We start from the raw sequence: 18,453 nt of genomic DNA, 5'->3' as shown, positions 1-18,453 counted from the left end.
GCTCGACCCGCCCGCCGTGCGTCCCGGGTCGCGCGGGTTGCGCACCGGTCCGTGGGCGGCGTTGTCGCTGGTGGTGCCGCGGGCGAGTTCGTGCATGTTGGTCTGACCGACCACCGTCGCCCCGGCGCGCCGCAGCCGCCGCACCGCACCCGAGTCCGTGTCGGGGCGGTAGCCCTCCAGCGCGGGGGAGCCGGCCGTGAGCGGGAGCCCGCCGACGGCGATGTTGTCCTTGACCACCACCGGCAGGCCGTCCAACGGCCCGTCCTCCGCACCCGCGGCGAGCACACCGGGCTCGCGCACCAGGACGTTGAGGTGTGCGAGCTCCTGCAGTGCCCGCACGGCATCGTCGACCGACCGCATACCCGTACGGTAGGCCCGTCCCCGTGCGGAGGGGCGGGCCCCGGGGGTCAGCAGCTGCGGAAGAAGCGGTCCAGCACGCGGGTGCCGAAGCGCAGGGCGTCGACCGGCACCCGTTCGTCCACCCCGTGGAACAGCGCCGAGAAGTCCAGATCGGCGGGCAGCTTCAGCGGGGCGAAGCCGAAGTTGCGGATGCCGAGACGTTGGAAGGACTTCGCGTCGGTGCCGCCGGAGAGCATGTAGGGCAGGGTGCGCGCGTCCGGGTCCTCGGCGAGTACCGAGGCGCTCATCGCGTCCACCAGCGCCCCGTCGAAGGTGGTCTCCACCGGCGGCAGTTCCATCCACTCGCGCTCGATGTCCGGGCCGAGCAGCTCGTCCAGTTCCCGATTGAACGCCTCGACCCGTCCCGGCAGGATGCGGCAGTCGACGGCCGCCTCCGCGGTGGACGGGATGACGTTGGCCTTGTACCCGGCGTCGAGCATCGTCGGGTTCGCCGTGTCCCGCAGCGTGGCGCCGATCATGCGGGAGATGTTGCCGAGCTTGGCCACGGCGCCGTCCAGGTCGTCCTCCGGGAAGTCCCACCCGGTGATCTCGGTGACCCCGGCCAGGAACTCCCGCACCGAGTCGCTGAGCACCAGCGGGAACCGGTGGTTGCCGAGCTTGGCCACCGCCTCGGAGAGCTTGGTGACCGCGTTGTCGTGGTGCAGCATCGACCCGTGGCCGGCCGTGCCCCGCACGCGCAGGGTCATCCACCGGATGCCCTTCTCCGCCGTCTCCACCAGATAGGCCCGCACGTTGTCGCGCAGCGTGACGGAGAACCCGCCGACCTCGCTGATCGCCTCGGTGGCGCCGTCGAACAGCTCGGGCCGGTTGTCCACCAGCCACTGCGCACCGTACTTACCGCCCGCCTCCTCGTCGGCGAGGAACGCGAAGATCAGGTCGCGGGGCGGGACGATGCCCTCCCGCTTGTAGTGCCGGGCCAGCGCCAGCGACATGCCGAGCATGTCCTTCATGTCGACCGCGCCCCGGCCCCACACGTACCCGTCCTGCACCGCCCCGGAGAACGGGTGCACCGACCACTCGGCCGGGTCGGCGGGGACCACGTCGAGGTGCCCGTGCACGAGCAGCGCACCCCGGTCCGGGTCGGCGCCGGGCAGCCGGGCGATCACGTTGTGCCGGTTCGCCCCGCCGGACTCGACGTAGGTGATCTCGTAGCCGACCTCGGTGAGCCTGGCCGCGACGTACTCGGCGGCCTCCCGCTCGCCGGTGAGCGTCGCCGGATCGCCGGTGTTGGTGGTGTCGATCCGGATCAGCTCGCTGGTCAGCGTCACCGCCTCGTCGGCGGCGGCGTCGATCGCGTTCGGTTCGGTCACCCGGTATTCCTACCATCGACCGCGACGCCGACGCAGACGGTGATCCCGCCGGGTGAACGCGGAACGGGCGCATCGCGTCACCCGCGCCGGGCTCCGGTCCGGCCGCGGTCGGTCAGGAGACGCGGGACCGGTGCGGACGCCGGGGCCCGAACAGCGCGACGCGCAGTGCGGGGGCGTAGATCCGCTCTATTTCATCGAGGGGCATCGAAGCGAGCGGTTCGAGGCGCAGGATGCAGCGTGTCATGACGATGCCCGCGATCTGCGCGCAGAAGGCGGCCGCGCGCTCACGCGCGTCCGCGCCGCCCAACCTGCCCGCGATCGTGTCGATCATCTCCCGTTCCAGGAGCTCCCGGACCAGGTCGGTGACGGACTCGTCGTAGGTGGTGCCCGCGATCAGCGCGCGGAGTGGTGCGCCCGACTCCGGGTTCTCCCACAGCGCGAGCAGATCGCGCAGGGCACGTTGGGGGAAGGTGGCCGGGTCGCCCCGCATCGTGCGGGCGATCGTCTCGGTGGGGTTGGCCGTGAGGGCGAGCACCGCCCCGAACAGGCCTTTCTTCGAGCCGAAGTAGTAGCTCACCAGGGCAACGTCCACACCGGCTTCGGCGGCCACGGACCGCAGGGTGGCGGCCCGGTACCCGTCGCGGAGGAATCGGCGGCGGGCGACGGCGAGAATCTCGGCGCGCGTGTCGGGCCTTCCCGTTCTCCTGCCCCGCGCCGAAGAATTCAACATGGTTGAGATCGTACGCGGCGGCCGGTGACGCTGTGCCCCGAACTCGAGACCCGACCGAAGGGCCGCTTCCCGTGTCCACCGATCCACGACCGACCGCCGTCGGCTCCCCGGGCGGAACACCGCGCCACGGTGCCGTCCTGGCGACCACCTGTCTCGCACTGGCCACCGTGGTCGCCGCGATGGCGTCGCTGAACGTGGCGCTCCCGGACATCGCCCGGCACACGCACGCCGACCAGACCCAGCAGACCTGGATCATCGATGCCTACAGCCTGGTGTTCGCCACGCTGCTCCTGCCCGCCGGGGCCCTGGGGGACCGGTTCGGCCGACGCCGTGCGCTCGTCGTCGGCCTCGTCGTCTACGGAACCGGATCCGGGTCGGCAGCCCTGGCCACCGGGCCGGAACTGCTGATCGCGCTGCGTGCGCTGGTGGGTGTCGGAGCCGCTCTGATCATGCCCGCCACCCTGTCGACGATCACCAGCAGCTTTCCTGCCGCCCAGCGGGCCAGGGCGGTCAGCATCTGGGGAGCGGTCGCCGGGGGCAGTGGGGTACTGGGGCTGGTCGCCTCCGGCCTGCTGTTGGAATGGTGGTCCTGGCAGTCGGTGTTCTGGTTCAACGTGCTGCTCGCCGCGGTCGCGCTGGTCGGGACGGTGGCGTTCGTGCCGGAGTCGGCCGAGCTCCACCCGGCACCGCTCGACGTGATCGGCGCGGTGCTGTCGGCAGCCGGCATCGCCGCCCTCGTGTACGCCGTGATCGAGGCCCCGGTACACGGCTGGGACGATCCCCTCACCCTCGGTGGCGGCGCACGCGGTCTGCTGATCCTCACCGGTTTCGTCGCCTACGAAGCGCGCCGTGCCCACCCCCTGCTCGACCCACGGCTGTTCGGCAACCGCCGGTTCGCGGCGGGCTCCCTGTCCCTGACGCTGCAGTTCTTCGCCCTGTTCGGCTTCATGTTCGTGATCATGCAGTACCTGCAGCTCGTCCGGGGGGACAGCGCGCTCACCGCCGCGCTCAGTCTGCTGGCGATGCCGATCGGGATGGTCCCGACCTCCCGGCTGAGCCCGCGGCTCACCGAACGTCTCGGTGCCCGGGCTCCATGGGTCGCCGGGCTGCTCCTTCTCGCGGTGGGCCTGGCCGTGCTGTCCCAGCTGGACGTGGCCGGCGGGTACTGGCACATCGCCGCGGGCCTCATCCCGCTCGGCGCCGGACTGGGGCTGGCGATGCCTCCGGCGACGACCGCGATCACCGACGCATTGCCCAGGAAGCTGCAGAACGTGGGTTCCGCCGTGAACGACCTGTCCCGGGAGCTCGGCGGCGCGCTGGGGATCGCTGTTCTCGGCAGTATCCTGACCGCCACCTACCGCAACGACTTCCACCTGACCGGGGTGCCGTCCCACATCGCCGAGGCAGCCGGGTCGTCGCTGGCCGGAGCAGCAGCTGTAGGGGGCTCGGTCCTGCGCGAGGCTCAGGGTGCGTTCACCACCGGATTGCAGGCCGCACTGCTCGGCGCCGCCGTCACGGCCGTGGCCACGGCCCTCGCCGTGGCCGTTCTCCTGCGCCGCGGCGAGGGCCCGTGATCGCTCCGGCGAGGGGACGCAGCCGTTGTCCGGCGTTGGGCGGGCGGCGGCTGCGTCCGACCCCCGCGGGCGGCGTTACCGCAGGTGAGCGGCACACGGCCGATGAGGCCCACCCCCGGTGCACGAACGAGTGGAGCCTCCGTTACGCTATTAACCACGCAAGTCCGAGTGGCGGAATGGCAGACGCGCTAGCTTGAGGTGCTAGTGCCCGATTAAGGGCGTGGGGGTTCAAGTCCCCCCTCGGACACCAGTTCGTAGCAGATCTCACACACCAGCCAGTGACCACCCGCTCACGCTGGGTGGATCTTCGAGACACCGGTCATCCCTGTCCGTTACGGTGGGCGTGCCGCCGGTGTCCCCCTCTGCGCGGCAGGGGGGTGATGTGTCATGACCGGGCCTGTGCGGCCGGTGTCGATCCCGCCGCATCTCCCTGTCACCGGACCGGCCGGGGAACGGTCCGGATTCTCACCGTTGTCGGTCCCGGATCTCAGCTGTCTCGACGAGGGTTCGGGGCCGTGGGTGTTCGGCGCCGCCCTGGTGGACGGTAAAGGGCGGGTCTCCGAAGGTCGTGTGGTGCGCGCGCTGGGCTGGCAGTCCGGCGACCGGTTGACGATCACGGTGGTTCAGCGGTCGGTGCTGCTGCACCGGTGCGCCGAGGGCGCGTTCGTGATGTCGGACACCCCGTATGTGACGGTGCCGTCCTCGGCGCGGGCGCGGTCGGGGGTGCGGGCCGGGCAGCGGGTGCTGGTGGCCGCCGACGTGGCCCACGACGTGCTGGTGGTGCACCCGCCGTCGGCGGTGGCGGCGATGCTCGCCGGCTACCACCGGGACTTGGCCGGGGGTGAGCCCGAGTGAGCACCCACGAAGCCCCCCAGGCAGGCGACCTCGAAGCGGCGCGGCTGCTGCTGGCCCGCCTCGGCGTGAACCCCGCCGACCTACTGGCCGACACCGCCGGCTCGACCGAACGGCCGGTGCCGACAGTGGCCGAGTGGATCCCGGTCGTGACCGGGCTGGTTCCGCCCAGCACCGCGCGCGCCTACCGGTCCTACTGGGCCCGGGCCGAGGCCGCCTGGGGCGAGCGCCGGTTGGACGAGGTCACCGCCAGCGACATCCGCGCCCAGGCGGAGAAGGCCAAGGCCACCGCCGTGGTGCGGCGCAACTCCCGCGGCGGACGCAGCGCCGCGGAGAACTTCGTCGCCGCCCTCCGGTGCCTGTACCGGCATGCCGAGGACGACGGGCTCATCGACGAGCGTCGCAACCCGGCCCGGCGGGTCACCACACCCCGCCGGTTGCCGTCGACCCGCCGCGCCCTGCCCGACGAACGCCTCTCCGAGATCATCGAAGTCGTCGCCGCCACGGGCGATGACCCGGAGTTGGACACGCTGCTGGTGCGGCTGCACATTGAGACCGCCTGCCGCCGCGGCGGCGCCCTGGCCCTGCGGCTGCGGGACCTGGACACCGACCAGTGCCTGCTGTTCCTGCGGGAGAAGGCCGAAACCGTGCGGTGGCAACCGGTCTCACCCACCCTGATGCGCCACCTGGAAACCCACGCCCGCACCCGCGGGGCCACCCACCCCGACACACCGGTCCTGCGCTACGCCCGGAGCGGGCCGCTCACCCGACGCCGCTACGACCACCTCTGGAACCGCGTCGCCCGCCACCTCCCCTGGGCGCGGGCCCAGCAGATCTCCACCCACTGGCTACGCCACACCACCCTGACCTGGGTCGAACGCCACTTCGGCTTCGCCACCGCCCACGCCTACGCCGGCCACACCGACTCCCACGACAACGCCACCAGCACCTATGTCAAAGCCGACCTCACCGACATCGCCACCGCCCTGGCCACCCTCACCGGCGAAGACCACCCCCTCGCCCACGACCGACGACAACACTGACCCCGCACCGGACGTCCGAGTAGTGCCGAACACGTGGGCCCGCCCGCGAACGGCAGCGTCTGCGGCGTGCTCCGGTGTGGGCAGATTGGTCCGATCGACGAGAGGGGGTCGTCCGAACGTCACCGGTCCGCGCCGCGTTCGCCGCGCAAGGCGGCTCGAAACAACGCTTCGTGCAGCCACGTTCAGTGATGTTGGTGCCCACTCGTTCGCGTGACGATGAGCTACCGGCTTCGAACTCGATTGCGGAACGTGATGGACGCTCTAGCCTCACCCCTGTCACGCAAGAACAACAGGGGGAGTGATTGTCGTGCCCGTTGGTGGTCGCTTTGCTACGTGCGGTGCCTCTTTCTGCGCGGGGCGCCCTGGCCGAGCGTGTGGGCGGGCGGAAGAGGCGAGCAGATTCCGCGATGCAACGAGGTGATCGCGATGGTCGACAGTTTCGGGCAGACGTTGCGCAGGCTGCGTGAGACGGCCGGGTTCTCGCAGCCCGAGCTCGCCCGCCGGGTGCCGATCTCGCCGTCCGGCCTGTCGCGGTACGAGGCCGACCGGCGGGTGGTCGCCGCGCGACTCGACGACGCGCTCGACCAGGTTCGAGAGGTGCGTCGCGGCATGCTGGCGATGTGCGAGGAGCTGGACCGGGTGGCGTGAGAGGTGCGGGATGGACCAGCGGATGAGCTTCATCCCCTCACCGTGGTGGACTTGCGGGCGAGCCGTGACTTCTCCGTCGACTCCCTCGGGTAATCCCGGTACACGACCAGCCGGGAGAGGTACTGATGATCCAGACCGGCGAGCATCCGGTGCTCGCGTCAGCCCTGTGCGGGTCGCGCGACCGCCGTACGGTGGGGACATGAGTGCGAAGGACGAGGCGGACAAGCAGCTGCTGGCGATGTCGGAGGTTTCCGGCGCCGAGGGCTTGGACGACTGGCGGGTGCTGCTGGGGGCGCTGCACACCCGCTACCTCACCCGGCGGTTCGCGACGGGGCTGGAGCTGGTCGACCGGATCGGCGCGGCCGCCGAGGAGGCGGACCACCACCCGGACATCGACCTGCGCTACTTCCACGTCAACCTCAAGCTCGTCAGCCACGACGTCGGGGGCCTCACCCGGCGCGACGTGGCGATGGCGCGCCGGATCAGCGAGGTCGCCGCGGAGCTCGGGGTGTCGGCCGCCCCCGACAGGGTGCAGGCGGTCGAGATCGCCCTCAACACCACGGACACGGGCATGCTGCTGCCGTTCTGGGAGGCGGTTCTCGGTGGCGACGCGAGCGGAGACGAGATTGTGGACCGCGGCGGGGACAGCCCCGGGATGTGGTTCCAGGGCACCGAGGACGTGTCGCCGGGCGCGATGCGCTTCCACGTCGACGTGACCGTGCCCCACGACGTGGCCCACGACCGGATCTGGGCGGCGCTCGACGCCGGCGGGACGCTGGTTGACGAGTCGCACGCGCCGGCGTTCTGGGTGCTGCATGACCCGCAGGGCAACGCCGCCTGCATCTGCACCAGCCAGGGGCGCGACTGAGCACGGTCCAGGCGCCCCATCCGGATCGTAGGACCCGGCTCTACCGGAGCGGGGCCTTCCCACTCCCGCTTGGTGACACCGAGTTCCACGTCGCCTACCCGTCACGCGTCGGCGGCACCACAGTGCGGGCACTCGCCGAGGTGCTCGCCGCGCAACGTCGACTCGACGACACACTCGGCCCCACAGTGCTGATCCCCTTCGCCGCCGACTTCCGAGCCCGCGCCGCTGAGATCGACGGGCCGGCCGGGGCATCGAGATACCGCTGACCACCGTCCTCGACGGGGCCATCGATGGTTGAGGCTGCGGATCGCCACCCTCTCGCCGAGACCAGGCCCCTCCCGCGGATCACTGAGACCACCGCGCCGATCTGGCCTGTCACCGACCTCGACACCGTCACCCAGGGAGCCGCCGCAGTGGCCATCCGCAGCGAGATCGACGGGCGACCCGCATACGACCTCATGGTCCGCGTATTCGCTGGTCTACGCCGCCTCTGACGTCGCGGTCGGTAGCACCAGTCGTTCCGCTGACTGAAAGTCCTATTGGTCGTGGCCTGTCAGTTCCCGCACCGCCCCGTCCTCGGCAACGGCATAGAGCGTGATCCGCAGCAGCGTCAGCACACGGGAGGGAACGCGCTGCACGGCGCGCACGGACCGTGGCTCGTCCCGGACCACGAGCCCGTATCGGAAGGACGCGTCATCCTGCTTCGGCATCCGGCGGAGGAGCTGTCCGAAGGCTGTATCCACATCCAACCCGGGATCGGTCGTCTTGCCCTTAGCCTCCGCGTACAGCCGCTGCCCGTCCCGTGTCGCCACCACATCGACGTGCTCGACCTCGGTCTCGACCTGCCACCCCTCTATTGCCAGCCAAGCGCAGAAGTCTCGGACCACCAGGGCTTCGTCACCGCTCATGTCTCTCCCTCGACCACGGGTGCAGTGGGACGAGTATCGCCTCACCGTGTGACCGTGACCAGAGCGCGGTGCTTGTGGTTGAGGGCAAGGTCTGCGCCTCAGGCCTGCGCCGTGTCCGCCGCGGCGCGGTGCCTCGGCCGGAAAGCACGGCAGTGTCGGCTCGCGGCTTCGAGGCGGCGATGCCGGCAGTCGCTGTGCGTTGTGAGTTCGTTGCAACGTGTTCGTGGTTGTTCCGCATTACTCCACCGCACGTCTCGGCCGCGAGGGCGACGCGCTCCGCTTCGTCGACGACGCCGACGCGATGGTGCCCATGCTGCCCACCGGCTACGCGCACCCGTGGACTCTGTTCGGCCGGCCGAACACCGACCTAACCGGGGTGTCCGTGGCGGTGGACCTCCACAAAGGCGGCACGGCGCTCGACAAGGCCGGTGCCGTCGACCCGGACTCGATCCCCTCGAGGGATCGTCAAGCCTGGTTGTGGCTGGAGACCGCGCGCGCGTACGCGCAACGCAAGGACCACACCAGCGCGCTTCACACACTCCAGCGCGCCACGTCGGTGAGCGTCGAGTCGATGCGCTGCCACCCGCTGTCGCGCGGCCTCGCCGCCGAGTTGGTGACCGCGGGGTCGCGGCTGATCGAACGGGACGCGCGCGGCCTCGCCAAGCAGCTCGGCGTCCTCACCTGACACGGGCGAGGGGGACAAACTGTCCCCTTCGGTGGCGGGTGCTGTTCTGTACCTCTCGAGGGGCGCGTGGCGGCATACGGTCCCGCGTCATGAGCTAAATTAACGGAGGGTGCCGACCCGACTCCCGCGCGTTTCTCACCGACCTGCACGGGCACCCGCACGGTTCCGCTGAGCGCGACAACACTGCTGAACCGGGCGAGGACATCGCCGACCCGGGCGGCGGTGACCCGGGTGAGGACACCGCCCGATGATCGAACGTGACCGGGATCTACTCGCACGGGTCGGCCGGTTCAACACCAACCTCGGCATGGCGACTGTCGAGCTCATGCAGCGGCAGGACGGCGGCGAGTTACCCGCCGACGGGCTTCTCCTGCTCGCCAACCACCTCGAAGCGCTCGCCACCCTCGCCGACGATCTCCGGGCCCGCGCCGCCGAGCTCGACGGCCGGGTCGTGGAGATCCCATCGCCTACTACCCGCGACGTGGCGCCCGATGGCTGAGAGGGCAGACCGGCATGCTCTCACTGAACCCACGGCTCCAATCCCTCGGATCACCGAGGTCACCGAGCCGATATGGCCAGACATCGATCTCGACATCGCCGCCCGGGATGCCGCCGACGTGGCAGTCAACTCCGGGACCTCACGGGCGCATCGCGAGCTCATGGCGCGCGTACTCGCTGGCCTACGCCGACTCCAAGAGGTCCTTTCAGAATGCGGATTGGGGAAGTTTGCGGGCGAGGATCATGCAGTGGGCGAGTTCAAGGAAGTCGTCGTGGATGTGATCGTGGCTTTCCCAGCGGGTGCGTAGGCGGCGTGGTCCGTGCAGCCAGGCGATCGCGGCTTCGGCCACCCACCGCAGCGTGCCGAGTCCGGAGCCGTGCTCGGCGCCACGTTCGGCGATCCGGGGTGTGATGCCACGTTCGCGGAGTGTGGTGCGGTAGCTGTCGTGGTCGTAGGCTCGGTCGGCGCAGAGTCCGCGGGGCTTGCGGCGCGGGCGTCCTCGTCGGCCCCGCACGGGCGGGATGGTCTCGATCAAGGGCAGTGGCTGGGTGACGTCGTGCCGGTTCCCGCCGGTCAGTGACACGCGCAGCGGGGTCCCGCCGGCATCGGTGATCACGTGATGTTTTGAGCCCGGGCGCCCGCGGTTCACCGTACTCGGATCGACTTTTGGGGAGCATCGCCCCCGTTTCGCCTGGATCTGCGAGGAATCCACACCACTCGCGAAGAGTGCAACCAGTCGGCCGCACGCAACTTGGCCAGCAGCACTCGGTGCTAATGAGCGTCGAGCGCGCGAAGCCCGGACTGCGCGGCTTGTTCGGCGCGTTCATCGGCTCGGGTGGCGGCTGGGGCTTCCTCCTCGCCAACCTGGTGTTCCTGGCGGTGTCCCAGCTTCCGCAGGACGACTTCCGCGCGTGGGGCTGGCGACTGCCGTTCCTGCTCAGCGCCGCACTGGTGATCGTTGGCCTCTACATCCGGATCAAGTTGGAGGAGAGCGAAGAGTTAGTTCACCCGAGCCAGGCAGGAAGGCTCGATCCCCAAGCGACCACTCGCGGAAGTGTTCCGATCCAACCGGAAGCAAATGGTACTGGTGATGCTCGGGATGCTGGCGCCTGGCGTCGGCTTCTACGTCCCCGTGGTGTACTCGGTGTCCTACGGGGTCGAGGTCCTCGTCCTCGACTCCAGCACCATGCTCTCGCTCGTGCTGTGCATGGGAACGCTCCTGGTCGCACTGCCGTTGCTGTTCGGCTGGCTGTCGGACCGGTGGGGGCCACGTTCCCGGCACGCATCCGCTACAGCGGGAGCACCGGAACCACGTTCGGTGAAGTGGTCGGCGCGTCGGTCACCCCCATCGTCGCGACCACCATCCAAGGGGCCACAGGTAGCTGGATCGGCGTGGCGGCGTACATGAGCTTGGCAGCGCTGATCTCAGCCGTCGCAGGCGCGCTCTTGCGGGAGCACGTCTCCGACCGGCCGACAAGGTACCCCGATCTCCTCCCGGTCAAGACGATCGCGGGATAGCTGTACAAGTTCGATGGATCCACAACTTGACCGGATGCCGCCTCCGTTTTAGCCTGGTCTCATACGGAGGTGGCCTCCGGTTTAATGGGAGGTGGAACGAGTAGGACGTCACGCGGGAGGAAACATGAGCCCGGTGGGCAAGCAAGCGCGCAAGCCCCGAGCTGACGTTCAACGCAATCGCGCCGCACTGCTGGAGACCGCGCAGCGGCACTTTATGGAGCACGGCGTCGGTACGTCTCTCGAAGCGGTCGCCAAGGACGCGGGTGTGGGCCCTGGCACTCTCTACCGCCACTTCCCCACCCGGGAAGCTCTCCTGGCAGCCGTGCTGCAGACACGTTCCGAGGAACTCGAAGCTCGCCGGGCAGAGATCGACCAGCTCGACGACCCCGAGGAAGCGCTGCGGCGGTGGCTACGGGCCATGGAGAACTATTTCGGCTCCTTCAGTGGGTTGCCCGAACCACTGATGACTGCAGCAAGAGCACAGGACGCGGGCAATCCGCTCACCGTCCCGTGCCACATCCTCATCAACACCACCGACGAGTACGTGCACGCTGCACGACGAGCAGGACACGTCCGCGATGGGGTCAACGGTTACGACCTGTTCCTCGCCGCGGTGTCGGTGGCCTGGACCATGAGCACCGCCTCCCCGGACCAGGAATCGCTGGGTCGCCTCCGCGACCTTATCGAATACGGATACCGCGCTGCGGGCGAATAACTGATGCCGCCCAGCGCTGACCCAAGGAGACAGATTCACGATGAAGATCGGCATCATCGGTGTTGGCCACATCGGCAAAACCGTGGCGCAGAAGTTGAGCGCCGCCGGGCATGACGTGAAGGTGGCCAACTCCCGCGGCCCGGAAACGATCGAAGCCGACGTGCTCTCCACCGGAGCGCGCGCGGCCACGGCGACCGAGGCCGTGAGCGACGCCGAGGTGGTTATCCTCTCGATCCCGCTCGACCGCATCCCGCAGATCGCGCCGATCATCGCCGGGGCGCCCGCCGACGCGGTCGTCATCGACACCTCCAACTACTACCCCACCCGCGACGAGAAGACCGAGGCGATCGAAGCGGGTCAAGTGGAAAGTCTCTGGGTCGCCGAGCAGCTGGGACGCCCCATCGTCAAGGCATGGAACGCGATCGGTTCCGGGTCCCTGACCCACCACGGGAAGCCCGCCGGAACCCCTGGACGGATCGCCATTCCTGTCGCCGCCGACGACCCGAAGGCCCGCGAGGTCGGAATGAAGCTGGTCGACGACACCGGCTTCGACGGGTTCGACGCGGGAACACTCGCCGAGTCCTGGCGGCAGCAGCCGGGCAACCCGTGCTACTGCACCGACCTCACCGCCGATGAGATACCCGACGCTCTGGCCAACGCCGATGCGGAGCGGGCGCCGAAGCGACGGGATCTCGCCGTCGCGGCGATCATGGAACGTGTCGGCGACCCCCGGACCAACCCCGGGCCGGAATGGGGCGTCCGCCTGAGCCGCGCCCTGTTCATGTGATCTCGCACGACACCGGGGTTGGCGGACGCCCCTGAACGGGCACTTCCGCCAACCCACTCCGGTAGCCGCTCATGCCCGGGCGTCATACACCGCGCCGTGCTCGCACCTGTTCTCAACACGCCGCACTGGTACTGCCTCGGCGCCCCTCGGGCCGTCGACACCCCCCCATGGCATCTCGGGGTCGGGCGCACGCTCAGCCAGAACCGGCCCTCCTCAGCGGAAACACCGGACCACTACGCGTACAACCCCGCTGACCTGATGATCAGGCGCGGCGGTAACCTAGTCATGATCGATGACTACTCGGCCGGCTCATTCGACCAGCGCGACATCGAACAGCGCACCGACGTGCTCACCTACACCAGCGAACCGCGCGCCGAGAACCTCGAAGTCACCGGGCGGATCCGGATGCGCCTGCACGCCGCAACCGACGAGCCCTCGACCGACTGGCTGGTGCGGCTCTGCGACGTCGACGCCCAGGGCGTCTCGCGCAACATCGTCGACGGCGTCGTGCGCGTACACGGCACCCCGGGAGAACCCGCCGAGCATGAGATCGATCTCTGGTCCACCAGCAACGTCTTCCTCGCCGGGCATCGCATCCGCGTGCAGGTGGCCTCCAGCAACTTCCCGCGCTGGGACCGCAACCTCAACACCGGCGAGCCTGCCCGGACCGCTGTCACCATGCGTACTGCACGGCAGACGATCTTCCACGACGCCGGCCGACTATCGCACATCATCCTGCCGGTCGTTCCGGCAAACTCGTAACGACTACAGGTGCGGTGTTGGCCGATCTGCCTGAGAATCAACAACACGCCTCCCGCACAGTCAGAGCACACCACCGTCTCCCCGAACAGCACACCCAGCGCGGACGGCCTCTACCGACGGCCGTTGGGCACCGGGGTGGAGTGGTGCGTGACGCCCACCCGGAGGGACTGGCCTTCGGCGATGGCCAGATCCAGTAGTCCGGGGAAGCGGCGGTCGCATTCGGGTTTGCGCAGGGTGTTGAGCCGCCGGGTTCCTTCGTCCCACTGACGCACCACACCTGACTCACGCAGGATGCGGAAATGGCGACTGCTGGCCGATTTCCCAACAGGAAGATCAAAGCCGCCACATGGCACGTTGGGCGTCCTGGCCAGCGCCGCGACGATCCCGAGCCGCAGCGGATCGCTCAACGCGTGGACGACATCGAGGAAGTGCATGTCCTCCTCGCGGGGATGTACCAGTGGGGATGCGGTCCTGCTTGCCATGCCGCCCAGTATCGCACCCCTGATGTTCCACGGAGCGCGAACATGGGGTAGTGTTTATGTTCGACAGTTGGTGAACATGCGGGCGGGGCGAACCGTGCTTCGTCCGCCCACGACGGGAAAGGTCAGACAGGTCATGTCACGCATCGTGCGATTCCACGAGACCGGAGGCCCCGAGGTCCTGCGTCTGGACGAGGTCGAGGTTCCACGACCGGGAGCTGACGAGGTTCTGATCGAGGCTCACGCGTTGGGCTTGAACCGGGCCGAAGAGATGTTCCGCGAGGGGCAGTACGTGCAAGAACCGGCCCTGCCCGCCAAGATCGGTTACGAGGTGGCCGGAACGGTCCGGGAAGCCGGTGAGAACGTCACTCACGTCCGGAACGGCGATGCGGTCAGTGTTATCCCGGCGTTTACCATGACCGACTACGGCATGCACGGTGAGGTTGTGCTGGCCCCGTCGCATGCTGTGGTCAAGCATCCCGAGCACCTGTCATGGGACGAGGCCGCAGCTGCCTGGATGATGTTCGTTACCGCCTACGGCGGACTGATCGACCTGGCCGGAGTTGGTGAGGGCGACACCGTGCTCATCCCTGCTGCCTCCAGCAGTGTCGGCCTGGCGGCGATCCAGATCTGCACCATGGTCGGAGCCACGCCGGTGGCGTTGTCCCGTACCAGCAGCAAGCGCCAGGCGCTCTTGGATCACGGGGCGGCCGCGGTCATCGCCACCCAGGAACAAGATGTGTCCGCCGAAGTACACCGCCTCACCGGCGGCGCCGGAGCCCGCGTGGCTTTCGACCCCGTCGGCGGTCCAGCCTTCGCCGAGCTCACCGCCTCGCTCGCGGAGGAAGGGATCATTCTTGTCTACGGCGCCTTGGAATCGGAGAACACCCCGCTACCGGTCATGGACGTCTTGGGCAAGCACTTGACCATCCGTGGCTACGAGCTCTTCGAGCTCACCACCGACCCCGTCCGGCGCACCCAAGCAGCGGAGTTCGTCTTCAACGGACTGAAAAAGGGTGACCTCAAGCCTGTCATCAGCGCCGCCTTCGCGCTCGACGACATCGTCGCCGCACACGAGTACATGGCATCCAACCAGCAACTCGGCAAGATCATCGTTCGGGTCTGAAGGAAGCTGCGACAGTGGTTGGGCCGCCAGAGGACTGGGGCATGGTGGTTTCGTAGTCGATGTTGGCCAGCCGACCGAGCCGGGCTTGGCGACGTTGCGAAGCGCCCCAGTCTTGATGCCGCGCCCACGGCAATCCGGTCGACGGTGTACCTGATCCGACGCCCCGGACTCGGCTTGAAAAAAAGCCTGCCGTGGGACCACGGTATCGACGCCGTGTCGAGTGGGATCGATTTAACGCCTACGCCGAGGCTCAGGTCGACACCTTAGAGCTCCTAACGTATTTGGTTGGGGAGTCGGCGCCAGCAGATGATGCTGGTGGCGAGGGTGAGGAGGCCGTGGTGGATGTCGGTGCGGCGTTCCCACCGGGTGGCCAGGCGGCGGAACTGGTGCAGCAGCGCGAGGGTCTGTTCGACGACCCACCGTGCTGCCTGGACGTTGTCGCGGGTGCCGCGGCGGCTGATCAACGGGCGGATCCCTCGTTCCCGCAGCGCCTCGCGGTAGGTGTCGTGGTCGTAGCCCCGGTCGGCCACGAGGACGTCGGGTTTTCGGCGGGGCCTGCCTCGCCGTCCCCGCACCGGTGGGATGGCCTCGACCAGCGGCAGAAGCTGGGTCACGTCGTTGCGGTTGCCGCCGGTGACACGCACCGCCAGCGGAATGCCGCCACCGTCGCAGATCACATGGTGCTTCGAGCCGGTCTTGGCCCGGTCGACCGGACTCGGCCCCGTGTCCGGGCCCCCCTTTTCGCGCGCACGTGCGAAGCATCCACACACGCCCGGGACCAGTCGATCACCGCGGCCGCGTTCAGCTCCGCCAGCAACACCTCGTGCAACCGGTCGAACACCCCCGCCTCCTGCCAGTCCCGCAACCGCCGCCAACACGTCATGCCCGAGCCGAAGCCCAGCTCCTGCGGCAGGTCCTCCCACCCGATCCCGGTGTAGAGCACGAACAGGATGCCCTGCAACACCTGCCGATCCGGCAACGGCTTCGGCCCCGTCCTGCCAGCAGGACGTACTGGCAGCAACGGCTCGATCCGCGACCACAACTCATCCGACACCACCCACGGCGCAGCCACACCAAGATCATCAATGTGTTAGGGGCTCTAAGCAGCGAGCCCCTTATTCAGGTCCGAGCACTGCTCTTCGCCGAACGGTCGGTGTCCGCCGCGGTGGGTGCTCAGCTGGTAGTCAACCGGTGGGATGCACGATGAATCAGAGCAAGATCGCTGCACAGATGCTGCACGGTTGCTGCGCGAAGGCCTGTGACCTGCGAATATGACGGCGAGATCGAATGGTTGCAGTCGATGGCGAGGGGCGGTCACGTGCCAGGTATACGAGACCGGCTCGCGCGTCAGCGCCACGCAGTGGAAAAACCCAGGAACAACTCGCCGCCGCGCTTGGTGTTGAGCGCTCGACAATCTATCGGTGGGAGCCCGGGAAGGGGGTACCGCGGCCCGACGTGCAGCCCAAGCTGGCACGCGCGCTGAACGTGAGCCCTGATGAGCTAGCGAAGCTTCTCATGATCGAGGCCGGCCTCAGTTCGGCGCCAGCGACGACGGGACCACGCGACGCCTCTCGACCTCAGCAGACGTTGACCGAGTTCAGAACTTCCAGGCGTGCCCACGACTACCCGGGCGGTATCGACCTCGGTGGAAGCCTGCGCGACTTCCTGGCCGACACCGTCGTTGAAACTCCACTACCTACACGGCTCGGCTGGACGGAGGTCGAGCATGTTCGGCCGACCACGCGTGCGGTAGCGATGTCGGAGAACTTGTTCGGCGGCGGACTCTCGTGCGAGGCGGCAGCAGCGCAACTGCGCTGGGCTGGACAGCTGCTGGAGGTTCAGGCTCCCAGGGACGTTCACCGCTGCGTCACTGAAGCAGTCGGCAACCTCGCCAGCGTCGTTGCATTCTCCGCGTTCGACATCGCCAACTACTCCGCCGCCGATCGGTGCTTCGAGTTCGCGCTCTGGTGTGCCGACGAGTCGGGTTCGTGGGCGCTGCGGGCGAACACGCTGGCGGAGATGACGCGCAAGGCCGCGTATCTGGGCAACGTCGACGACGCCCTGGAACTGATCGAGTTCGCCCAGGTACGTTCCGATCTGCTCACCGCCACGGCTCGGGCGATGCTGACCACGATCCAAGCTCGGCTGTTGGCGCTGACCGGCCGATATGCCGAAGCTCAAGCGGATGTCGATCGCGTGGACGCTCACTTTGCCGACCATGATCCCGACGCCGACCCGCCCTGGCTGTGCTACTACGACGCCGCCGAACACCAGGGCAGCACCGGTAAGGCGTTGATCCCCATCGCGCAAGCATGCGGGAACCCGGAGCTGGCTGCCGGTCGGCTCACCGCTGCGGTCGAGTTACAGGCCGCCGACTACCCGCGTTCGCGGACGTTCTCCCGAGTGCGGCTGGCCTCTTTTGATGATGGCCACCGGGTATCCACGGGAAGCTGTGCCGATCGGCCGTCAGGCCGTGATCGACACGGCCGCACTACGGTCGAAACGGCTCACGACCGAACTCCGCAGCCTTGCTCAAAGTGCTGCTCCTCACGTGCAGCTGAGCGATGTCGCCGAGCTGAGGCACGACATTGCCACGTTGGGGCGGACGTCGACCTGACACCATCAGCGGGGTGATGGCACCTCGCGAGACAGCAGACGACGTACTCGCCACCGCGGCGCAACGGGCTGGCCTCGATGCCACGAACGCGGTCTTGATCCGCGATGGCTCCAACGTGATGTACCAGCTGCCCGGTCGTGTCGTTGCACGGATCGGGCCGGAGCACACCGGCGACAACGCTGCGCGACAGGTCGAGATCGCTCGATGGCTCACCGACTCCGACGTTGCGGTGGTCAGGGCGCTCGACGGCGTTCCGCAGCCGACCCTGGTGGGCAGTCGGCCCGTGACCTGGTGGGAACAGCTACCAGAGCACCGCCCGGCCACGACGGCAGAGCTCGGCGCCGTCTTGCGATCGTTGCACGCGCTCAGCCTGCCTAAGCAGCTGAAGCTACCTCGCTTCGATCCCTTCGCTGGGGTTGACGAGCGCGTCGCCGCAGCCCAGCACCTGCCCGGGGATGACCAAGAGTGGTTGGTCCGGCGTCTCCAGGAACTGCGCCAACAACTGGGCAGCGTGGAGCTCGACCAGGCCGACCGTGTCGTACACGGAGACGCCTGGCAAGGCAACGTCGCCGTCCCTGAGAACGGCACACCGGTTCTGCTCGACCTCGAACACGTCTCCTGCGGTCATCCCGATTGGGATCTGATCCCCATCGCGGTCGACCATGTCGACTTCGCCCGGCTGAGCAGCACCGACTATCGCGATCTCGTCGCGGCCTACGGCGGGTGTGATGTCACGACCAGCTCAGCATTCCGCGTCTTTGCCGATATCCAAGAGCTGCGCTGGGTGGTGTTCGCCCTCGGCAAGGCCGCCAACAGCACCCAGGCCGCACGCGAAGCACAGCACCGCATCGCGTGCCTACGGGGCGAGGTTTCGCGGCCGTGGACCTGGACCGCATTCTAGACCTTGAATAG

At 68.5% G+C, this 18,453-nt stretch carries 19 protein-coding genes, 1 tRNA gene and 3 pseudogenes; 16 read left to right on the top strand and 7 right to left on the bottom strand.

Annotation, left to right across the window (positions count from 1 at the left end; translation table 11 throughout):
* The 3 genes from ACTIR_RS0111785 to ACTIR_RS0111775 form a co-directional block, all read right to left on the bottom strand.
* A partial coding sequence (locus ACTIR_RS0111785) for an amidase family protein (RefSeq protein WP_026454445.1) occupies positions 1 to 360 on the bottom strand: 360 nt, incomplete at its 3' end.
* Between the two features lie 47 nt (positions 361 to 407).
* Positions 408 to 1,730, bottom strand: coding sequence for a M20/M25/M40 family metallo-hydrolase (locus ACTIR_RS0111780; protein ID WP_026454444.1), 1,323 nt, complete (start codon positions 1,728 to 1,730; stop codon positions 408 to 410).
* 112 nt (positions 1,731 to 1,842) lie between these two features.
* Positions 1,843 to 2,460, bottom strand: a complete 618-nt coding sequence (locus ACTIR_RS0111775) for a TetR/AcrR family transcriptional regulator (protein ID WP_026454443.1) — start codon at positions 2,458 to 2,460, stop codon at positions 1,843 to 1,845.
* A gap of 71 nt (positions 2,461 to 2,531) precedes the next feature.
* On the opposite strand from ACTIR_RS0111775, the gene ACTIR_RS22955 reads away from it, so the two are divergent.
* The 6 genes from ACTIR_RS22955 to ACTIR_RS0111740 all read left to right on the top strand — a co-directional run bounded on the left by ACTIR_RS22955 (position 2,532) and on the right by ACTIR_RS0111740 (position 7,445).
* The gene (locus ACTIR_RS22955; RefSeq protein ID WP_034239521.1) at positions 2,532 to 4,034 is read left to right on the top strand and encodes an MFS transporter; all 1,503 of its coding nucleotides are present in this window, start codon (positions 2,532 to 2,534) and stop codon (positions 4,032 to 4,034) included.
* A gap of 162 nt (positions 4,035 to 4,196) precedes the next feature.
* Positions 4,197 to 4,284, top strand: a tRNA-Leu gene (locus tag ACTIR_RS0111765).
* 137 nt (positions 4,285 to 4,421) lie between these two features.
* Positions 4,422 to 4,889: a hypothetical protein gene (locus tag ACTIR_RS0111760; RefSeq protein ID WP_233345890.1), complete on the top strand. Its 468-nt coding sequence runs from the start codon at positions 4,422 to 4,424 to the stop codon at positions 4,887 to 4,889.
* Complete coding sequence (locus ACTIR_RS0111755) at positions 4,886 to 5,929, top strand: tyrosine-type recombinase/integrase (RefSeq protein ID WP_026454441.1); 1,044 nt, start codon at positions 4,886 to 4,888, stop codon at positions 5,927 to 5,929. The genes ACTIR_RS0111760 and ACTIR_RS0111755 overlap by 4 nt, the downstream gene beginning before the upstream one ends.
* Positions 5,930 to 6,355: 426 nt before the next feature.
* On the top strand, positions 6,356 to 6,577 hold the full coding sequence (locus ACTIR_RS0111750) for a helix-turn-helix domain-containing protein (RefSeq protein ID WP_233345889.1): 222 nt from the start codon (positions 6,356 to 6,358) through the stop codon (positions 6,575 to 6,577).
* A 199-nt stretch (positions 6,578 to 6,776) separates the two neighbouring features.
* Positions 6,777 to 7,445, top strand: coding sequence for a 4a-hydroxytetrahydrobiopterin dehydratase (locus ACTIR_RS0111740; RefSeq protein WP_199285611.1), 669 nt, complete (start codon positions 6,777 to 6,779; stop codon positions 7,443 to 7,445).
* Positions 7,446 to 7,981: 536 nt separating this feature from the next.
* Here the strand turns inward: ACTIR_RS0111740 and ACTIR_RS0111730 are convergent.
* Positions 7,982 to 8,353 (bottom strand): PDDEXK family nuclease, encoded by a 372-nt coding sequence (locus ACTIR_RS0111730; protein WP_199285610.1) that lies wholly within the window; start codon positions 8,351 to 8,353, stop codon positions 7,982 to 7,984.
* A gap of 223 nt (positions 8,354 to 8,576) precedes the next feature.
* Between ACTIR_RS0111730 and ACTIR_RS0111725 the strand changes: the two genes are divergently transcribed.
* Both ACTIR_RS0111725 and ACTIR_RS0111720 read left to right on the top strand, forming a co-directional pair.
* A complete protein-coding gene (locus tag ACTIR_RS0111725) occupies positions 8,577 to 9,038 on the top strand; it encodes a hypothetical protein (RefSeq protein ID WP_026454436.1) in 462 nt (153 codons plus the stop codon).
* A 247-nt stretch (positions 9,039 to 9,285) separates the two neighbouring features.
* Positions 9,286 to 9,537, top strand: coding sequence for a hypothetical protein (locus ACTIR_RS0111720; protein WP_026454435.1), 252 nt, complete (start codon positions 9,286 to 9,288; stop codon positions 9,535 to 9,537).
* Between the two features lie 205 nt (positions 9,538 to 9,742).
* Here ACTIR_RS0111720 and ACTIR_RS0111715 read toward each other — a convergent pair.
* A pseudogene (locus ACTIR_RS0111715) lies at positions 9,743 to 10,308 on the bottom strand (IS5 family transposase); the annotation flags it as partial.
* A 3-nt stretch (positions 10,309 to 10,311) separates the two neighbouring features.
* Between ACTIR_RS0111715 and ACTIR_RS25925 the strand changes: the two are divergent.
* The 4 genes from ACTIR_RS25925 (at position 10,312) to ACTIR_RS25455 (ending at position 13,319) form a co-directional block, all read left to right on the top strand.
* Positions 10,312 to 11,055 (top strand): MFS transporter, encoded by a 744-nt coding sequence (locus ACTIR_RS25925; RefSeq protein ID WP_154663733.1) that lies wholly within the window; start codon positions 10,312 to 10,314, stop codon positions 11,053 to 11,055.
* A gap of 133 nt (positions 11,056 to 11,188) precedes the next feature.
* The gene (locus ACTIR_RS0111705; protein ID WP_199285609.1) at positions 11,189 to 11,770 is read left to right on the top strand and encodes a TetR/AcrR family transcriptional regulator; all 582 of its coding nucleotides are present in this window, start codon (positions 11,189 to 11,191) and stop codon (positions 11,768 to 11,770) included.
* A 40-nt stretch (positions 11,771 to 11,810) separates the two neighbouring features.
* A complete protein-coding gene (locus ACTIR_RS0111700) occupies positions 11,811 to 12,557 on the top strand; it encodes an NADPH-dependent F420 reductase (protein ID WP_026454431.1) in 747 nt (248 codons plus the stop codon).
* Positions 12,558 to 12,653: 96 nt separating this feature from the next.
* Positions 12,654 to 13,319 (top strand): CocE/NonD family hydrolase, encoded by a 666-nt coding sequence (locus ACTIR_RS25455; RefSeq protein WP_233345888.1) that lies wholly within the window; start codon positions 12,654 to 12,656, stop codon positions 13,317 to 13,319.
* Between the two features lie 110 nt (positions 13,320 to 13,429).
* Here ACTIR_RS25455 and ACTIR_RS25450 read toward each other — a convergent pair whose 3' ends face one another.
* Positions 13,430 to 13,753 carry an ArsR/SmtB family transcription factor gene (locus tag ACTIR_RS25450; RefSeq protein ID WP_233345887.1) on the bottom strand — a complete coding sequence of 108 codons (324 nt, stop codon included), beginning with the start codon at positions 13,751 to 13,753 and terminating at the stop codon, positions 13,430 to 13,432.
* A gap of 181 nt (positions 13,754 to 13,934) precedes the next feature.
* Here ACTIR_RS25450 and ACTIR_RS0111690 point away from each other — a divergent pair, with 181 nt between their 5' ends.
* Entirely contained in the window at positions 13,935 to 14,924 is a 990-nt protein-coding gene (locus tag ACTIR_RS0111690; protein WP_026454429.1) for a zinc-dependent alcohol dehydrogenase family protein, read from the top strand.
* 272 nt (positions 14,925 to 15,196) lie between these two features.
* On the opposite strand, the pseudogene ACTIR_RS25445 reads toward ACTIR_RS0111690, so the two are convergent.
* Positions 15,197 to 15,978 (bottom strand): annotated as a pseudogene (locus ACTIR_RS25445) (IS5 family transposase).
* A 233-nt stretch (positions 15,979 to 16,211) separates the two neighbouring features.
* Between ACTIR_RS25445 and ACTIR_RS27510 the strand changes: the two are divergent.
* From ACTIR_RS27510 to ACTIR_RS0111670, 3 genes and pseudogenes are all read left to right on the top strand, one after another.
* Positions 16,212 to 16,376, top strand: a pseudogene (locus tag ACTIR_RS27510) (helix-turn-helix transcriptional regulator); the annotation flags it as partial.
* Between the two features lie 3 nt (positions 16,377 to 16,379).
* Positions 16,380 to 17,558 carry an XRE family transcriptional regulator gene (locus ACTIR_RS22940; protein ID WP_233345893.1) on the top strand — a complete coding sequence of 393 codons (1,179 nt, stop codon included), beginning with the start codon at positions 16,380 to 16,382 and terminating at the stop codon, positions 17,556 to 17,558.
* Entirely contained in the window at positions 17,558 to 18,442 is an 885-nt protein-coding gene (locus ACTIR_RS0111670; RefSeq protein WP_065388574.1) for a phosphotransferase family protein, read from the top strand. The genes ACTIR_RS22940 and ACTIR_RS0111670 overlap by 1 nt, the downstream gene beginning before the upstream one ends.
* Positions 18,443 to 18,453: the final 11 nt, after the last annotated feature.

The sequence above is a fragment of the Saccharomonospora iraqiensis subsp. iraqiensis genome (assembly GCF_000430445.1).
GTDB classification, from domain to species: domain Bacteria; phylum Actinomycetota; class Actinomycetes; order Mycobacteriales; family Pseudonocardiaceae; genus Saccharomonospora; species Saccharomonospora iraqiensis.
The sequence above is the reverse complement of the archived record's forward strand: the minus strand, read 5'-3'. Positions and strand labels throughout refer to the sequence as shown.

What these genes read in the sequence shown, in the direction of transcription:
- ACTIR_RS0111775 (WP_026454443.1), bottom strand. Translation starts at nt 2,460, where the DNA reads ATGTTGAATTCTTCGGCGCGGGGCAGGAGAACGGGAAGGCCCGACACG.
- ACTIR_RS25450 (WP_233345887.1), bottom strand. Translation starts at nt 13,753, where the DNA reads ATGCACTTCCTCGATGTCGTCCACGCGTTGAGCGATCCGCTGCGGCTC.
- ACTIR_RS0111740 (WP_199285611.1), top strand. Translation starts at nt 6,777, where the DNA reads ATGAGTGCGAAGGACGAGGCGGACAAGCAGCTGCTGGCGATGTCGGAG.
- ACTIR_RS0111700 (WP_026454431.1), top strand. Translation starts at nt 11,811, where the DNA reads ATGAAGATCGGCATCATCGGTGTTGGCCACATCGGCAAAACCGTGGCG.
- ACTIR_RS0111690 (WP_026454429.1), top strand. Translation starts at nt 13,935, where the DNA reads ATGTCACGCATCGTGCGATTCCACGAGACCGGAGGCCCCGAGGTCCTG.
- ACTIR_RS0111720 (WP_026454435.1), top strand. Translation starts at nt 9,286, where the DNA reads ATGATCGAACGTGACCGGGATCTACTCGCACGGGTCGGCCGGTTCAAC.
- ACTIR_RS0111730 (WP_199285610.1), bottom strand. Translation starts at nt 8,353, where the DNA reads ATGAGCGGTGACGAAGCCCTGGTGGTCCGAGACTTCTGCGCTTGGCTG.
- ACTIR_RS0111750 (WP_233345889.1), top strand. Translation starts at nt 6,356, where the DNA reads ATGGTCGACAGTTTCGGGCAGACGTTGCGCAGGCTGCGTGAGACGGCC.
- ACTIR_RS25925 (WP_154663733.1), top strand. Translation starts at nt 10,312, where the DNA reads ATGAGCGTCGAGCGCGCGAAGCCCGGACTGCGCGGCTTGTTCGGCGCG.
- ACTIR_RS0111760 (WP_233345890.1), top strand. Translation starts at nt 4,422, where the DNA reads ATGACCGGGCCTGTGCGGCCGGTGTCGATCCCGCCGCATCTCCCTGTC.
- ACTIR_RS0111670 (WP_065388574.1), top strand. Translation starts at nt 17,558, where the DNA reads ATGGCACCTCGCGAGACAGCAGACGACGTACTCGCCACCGCGGCGCAA.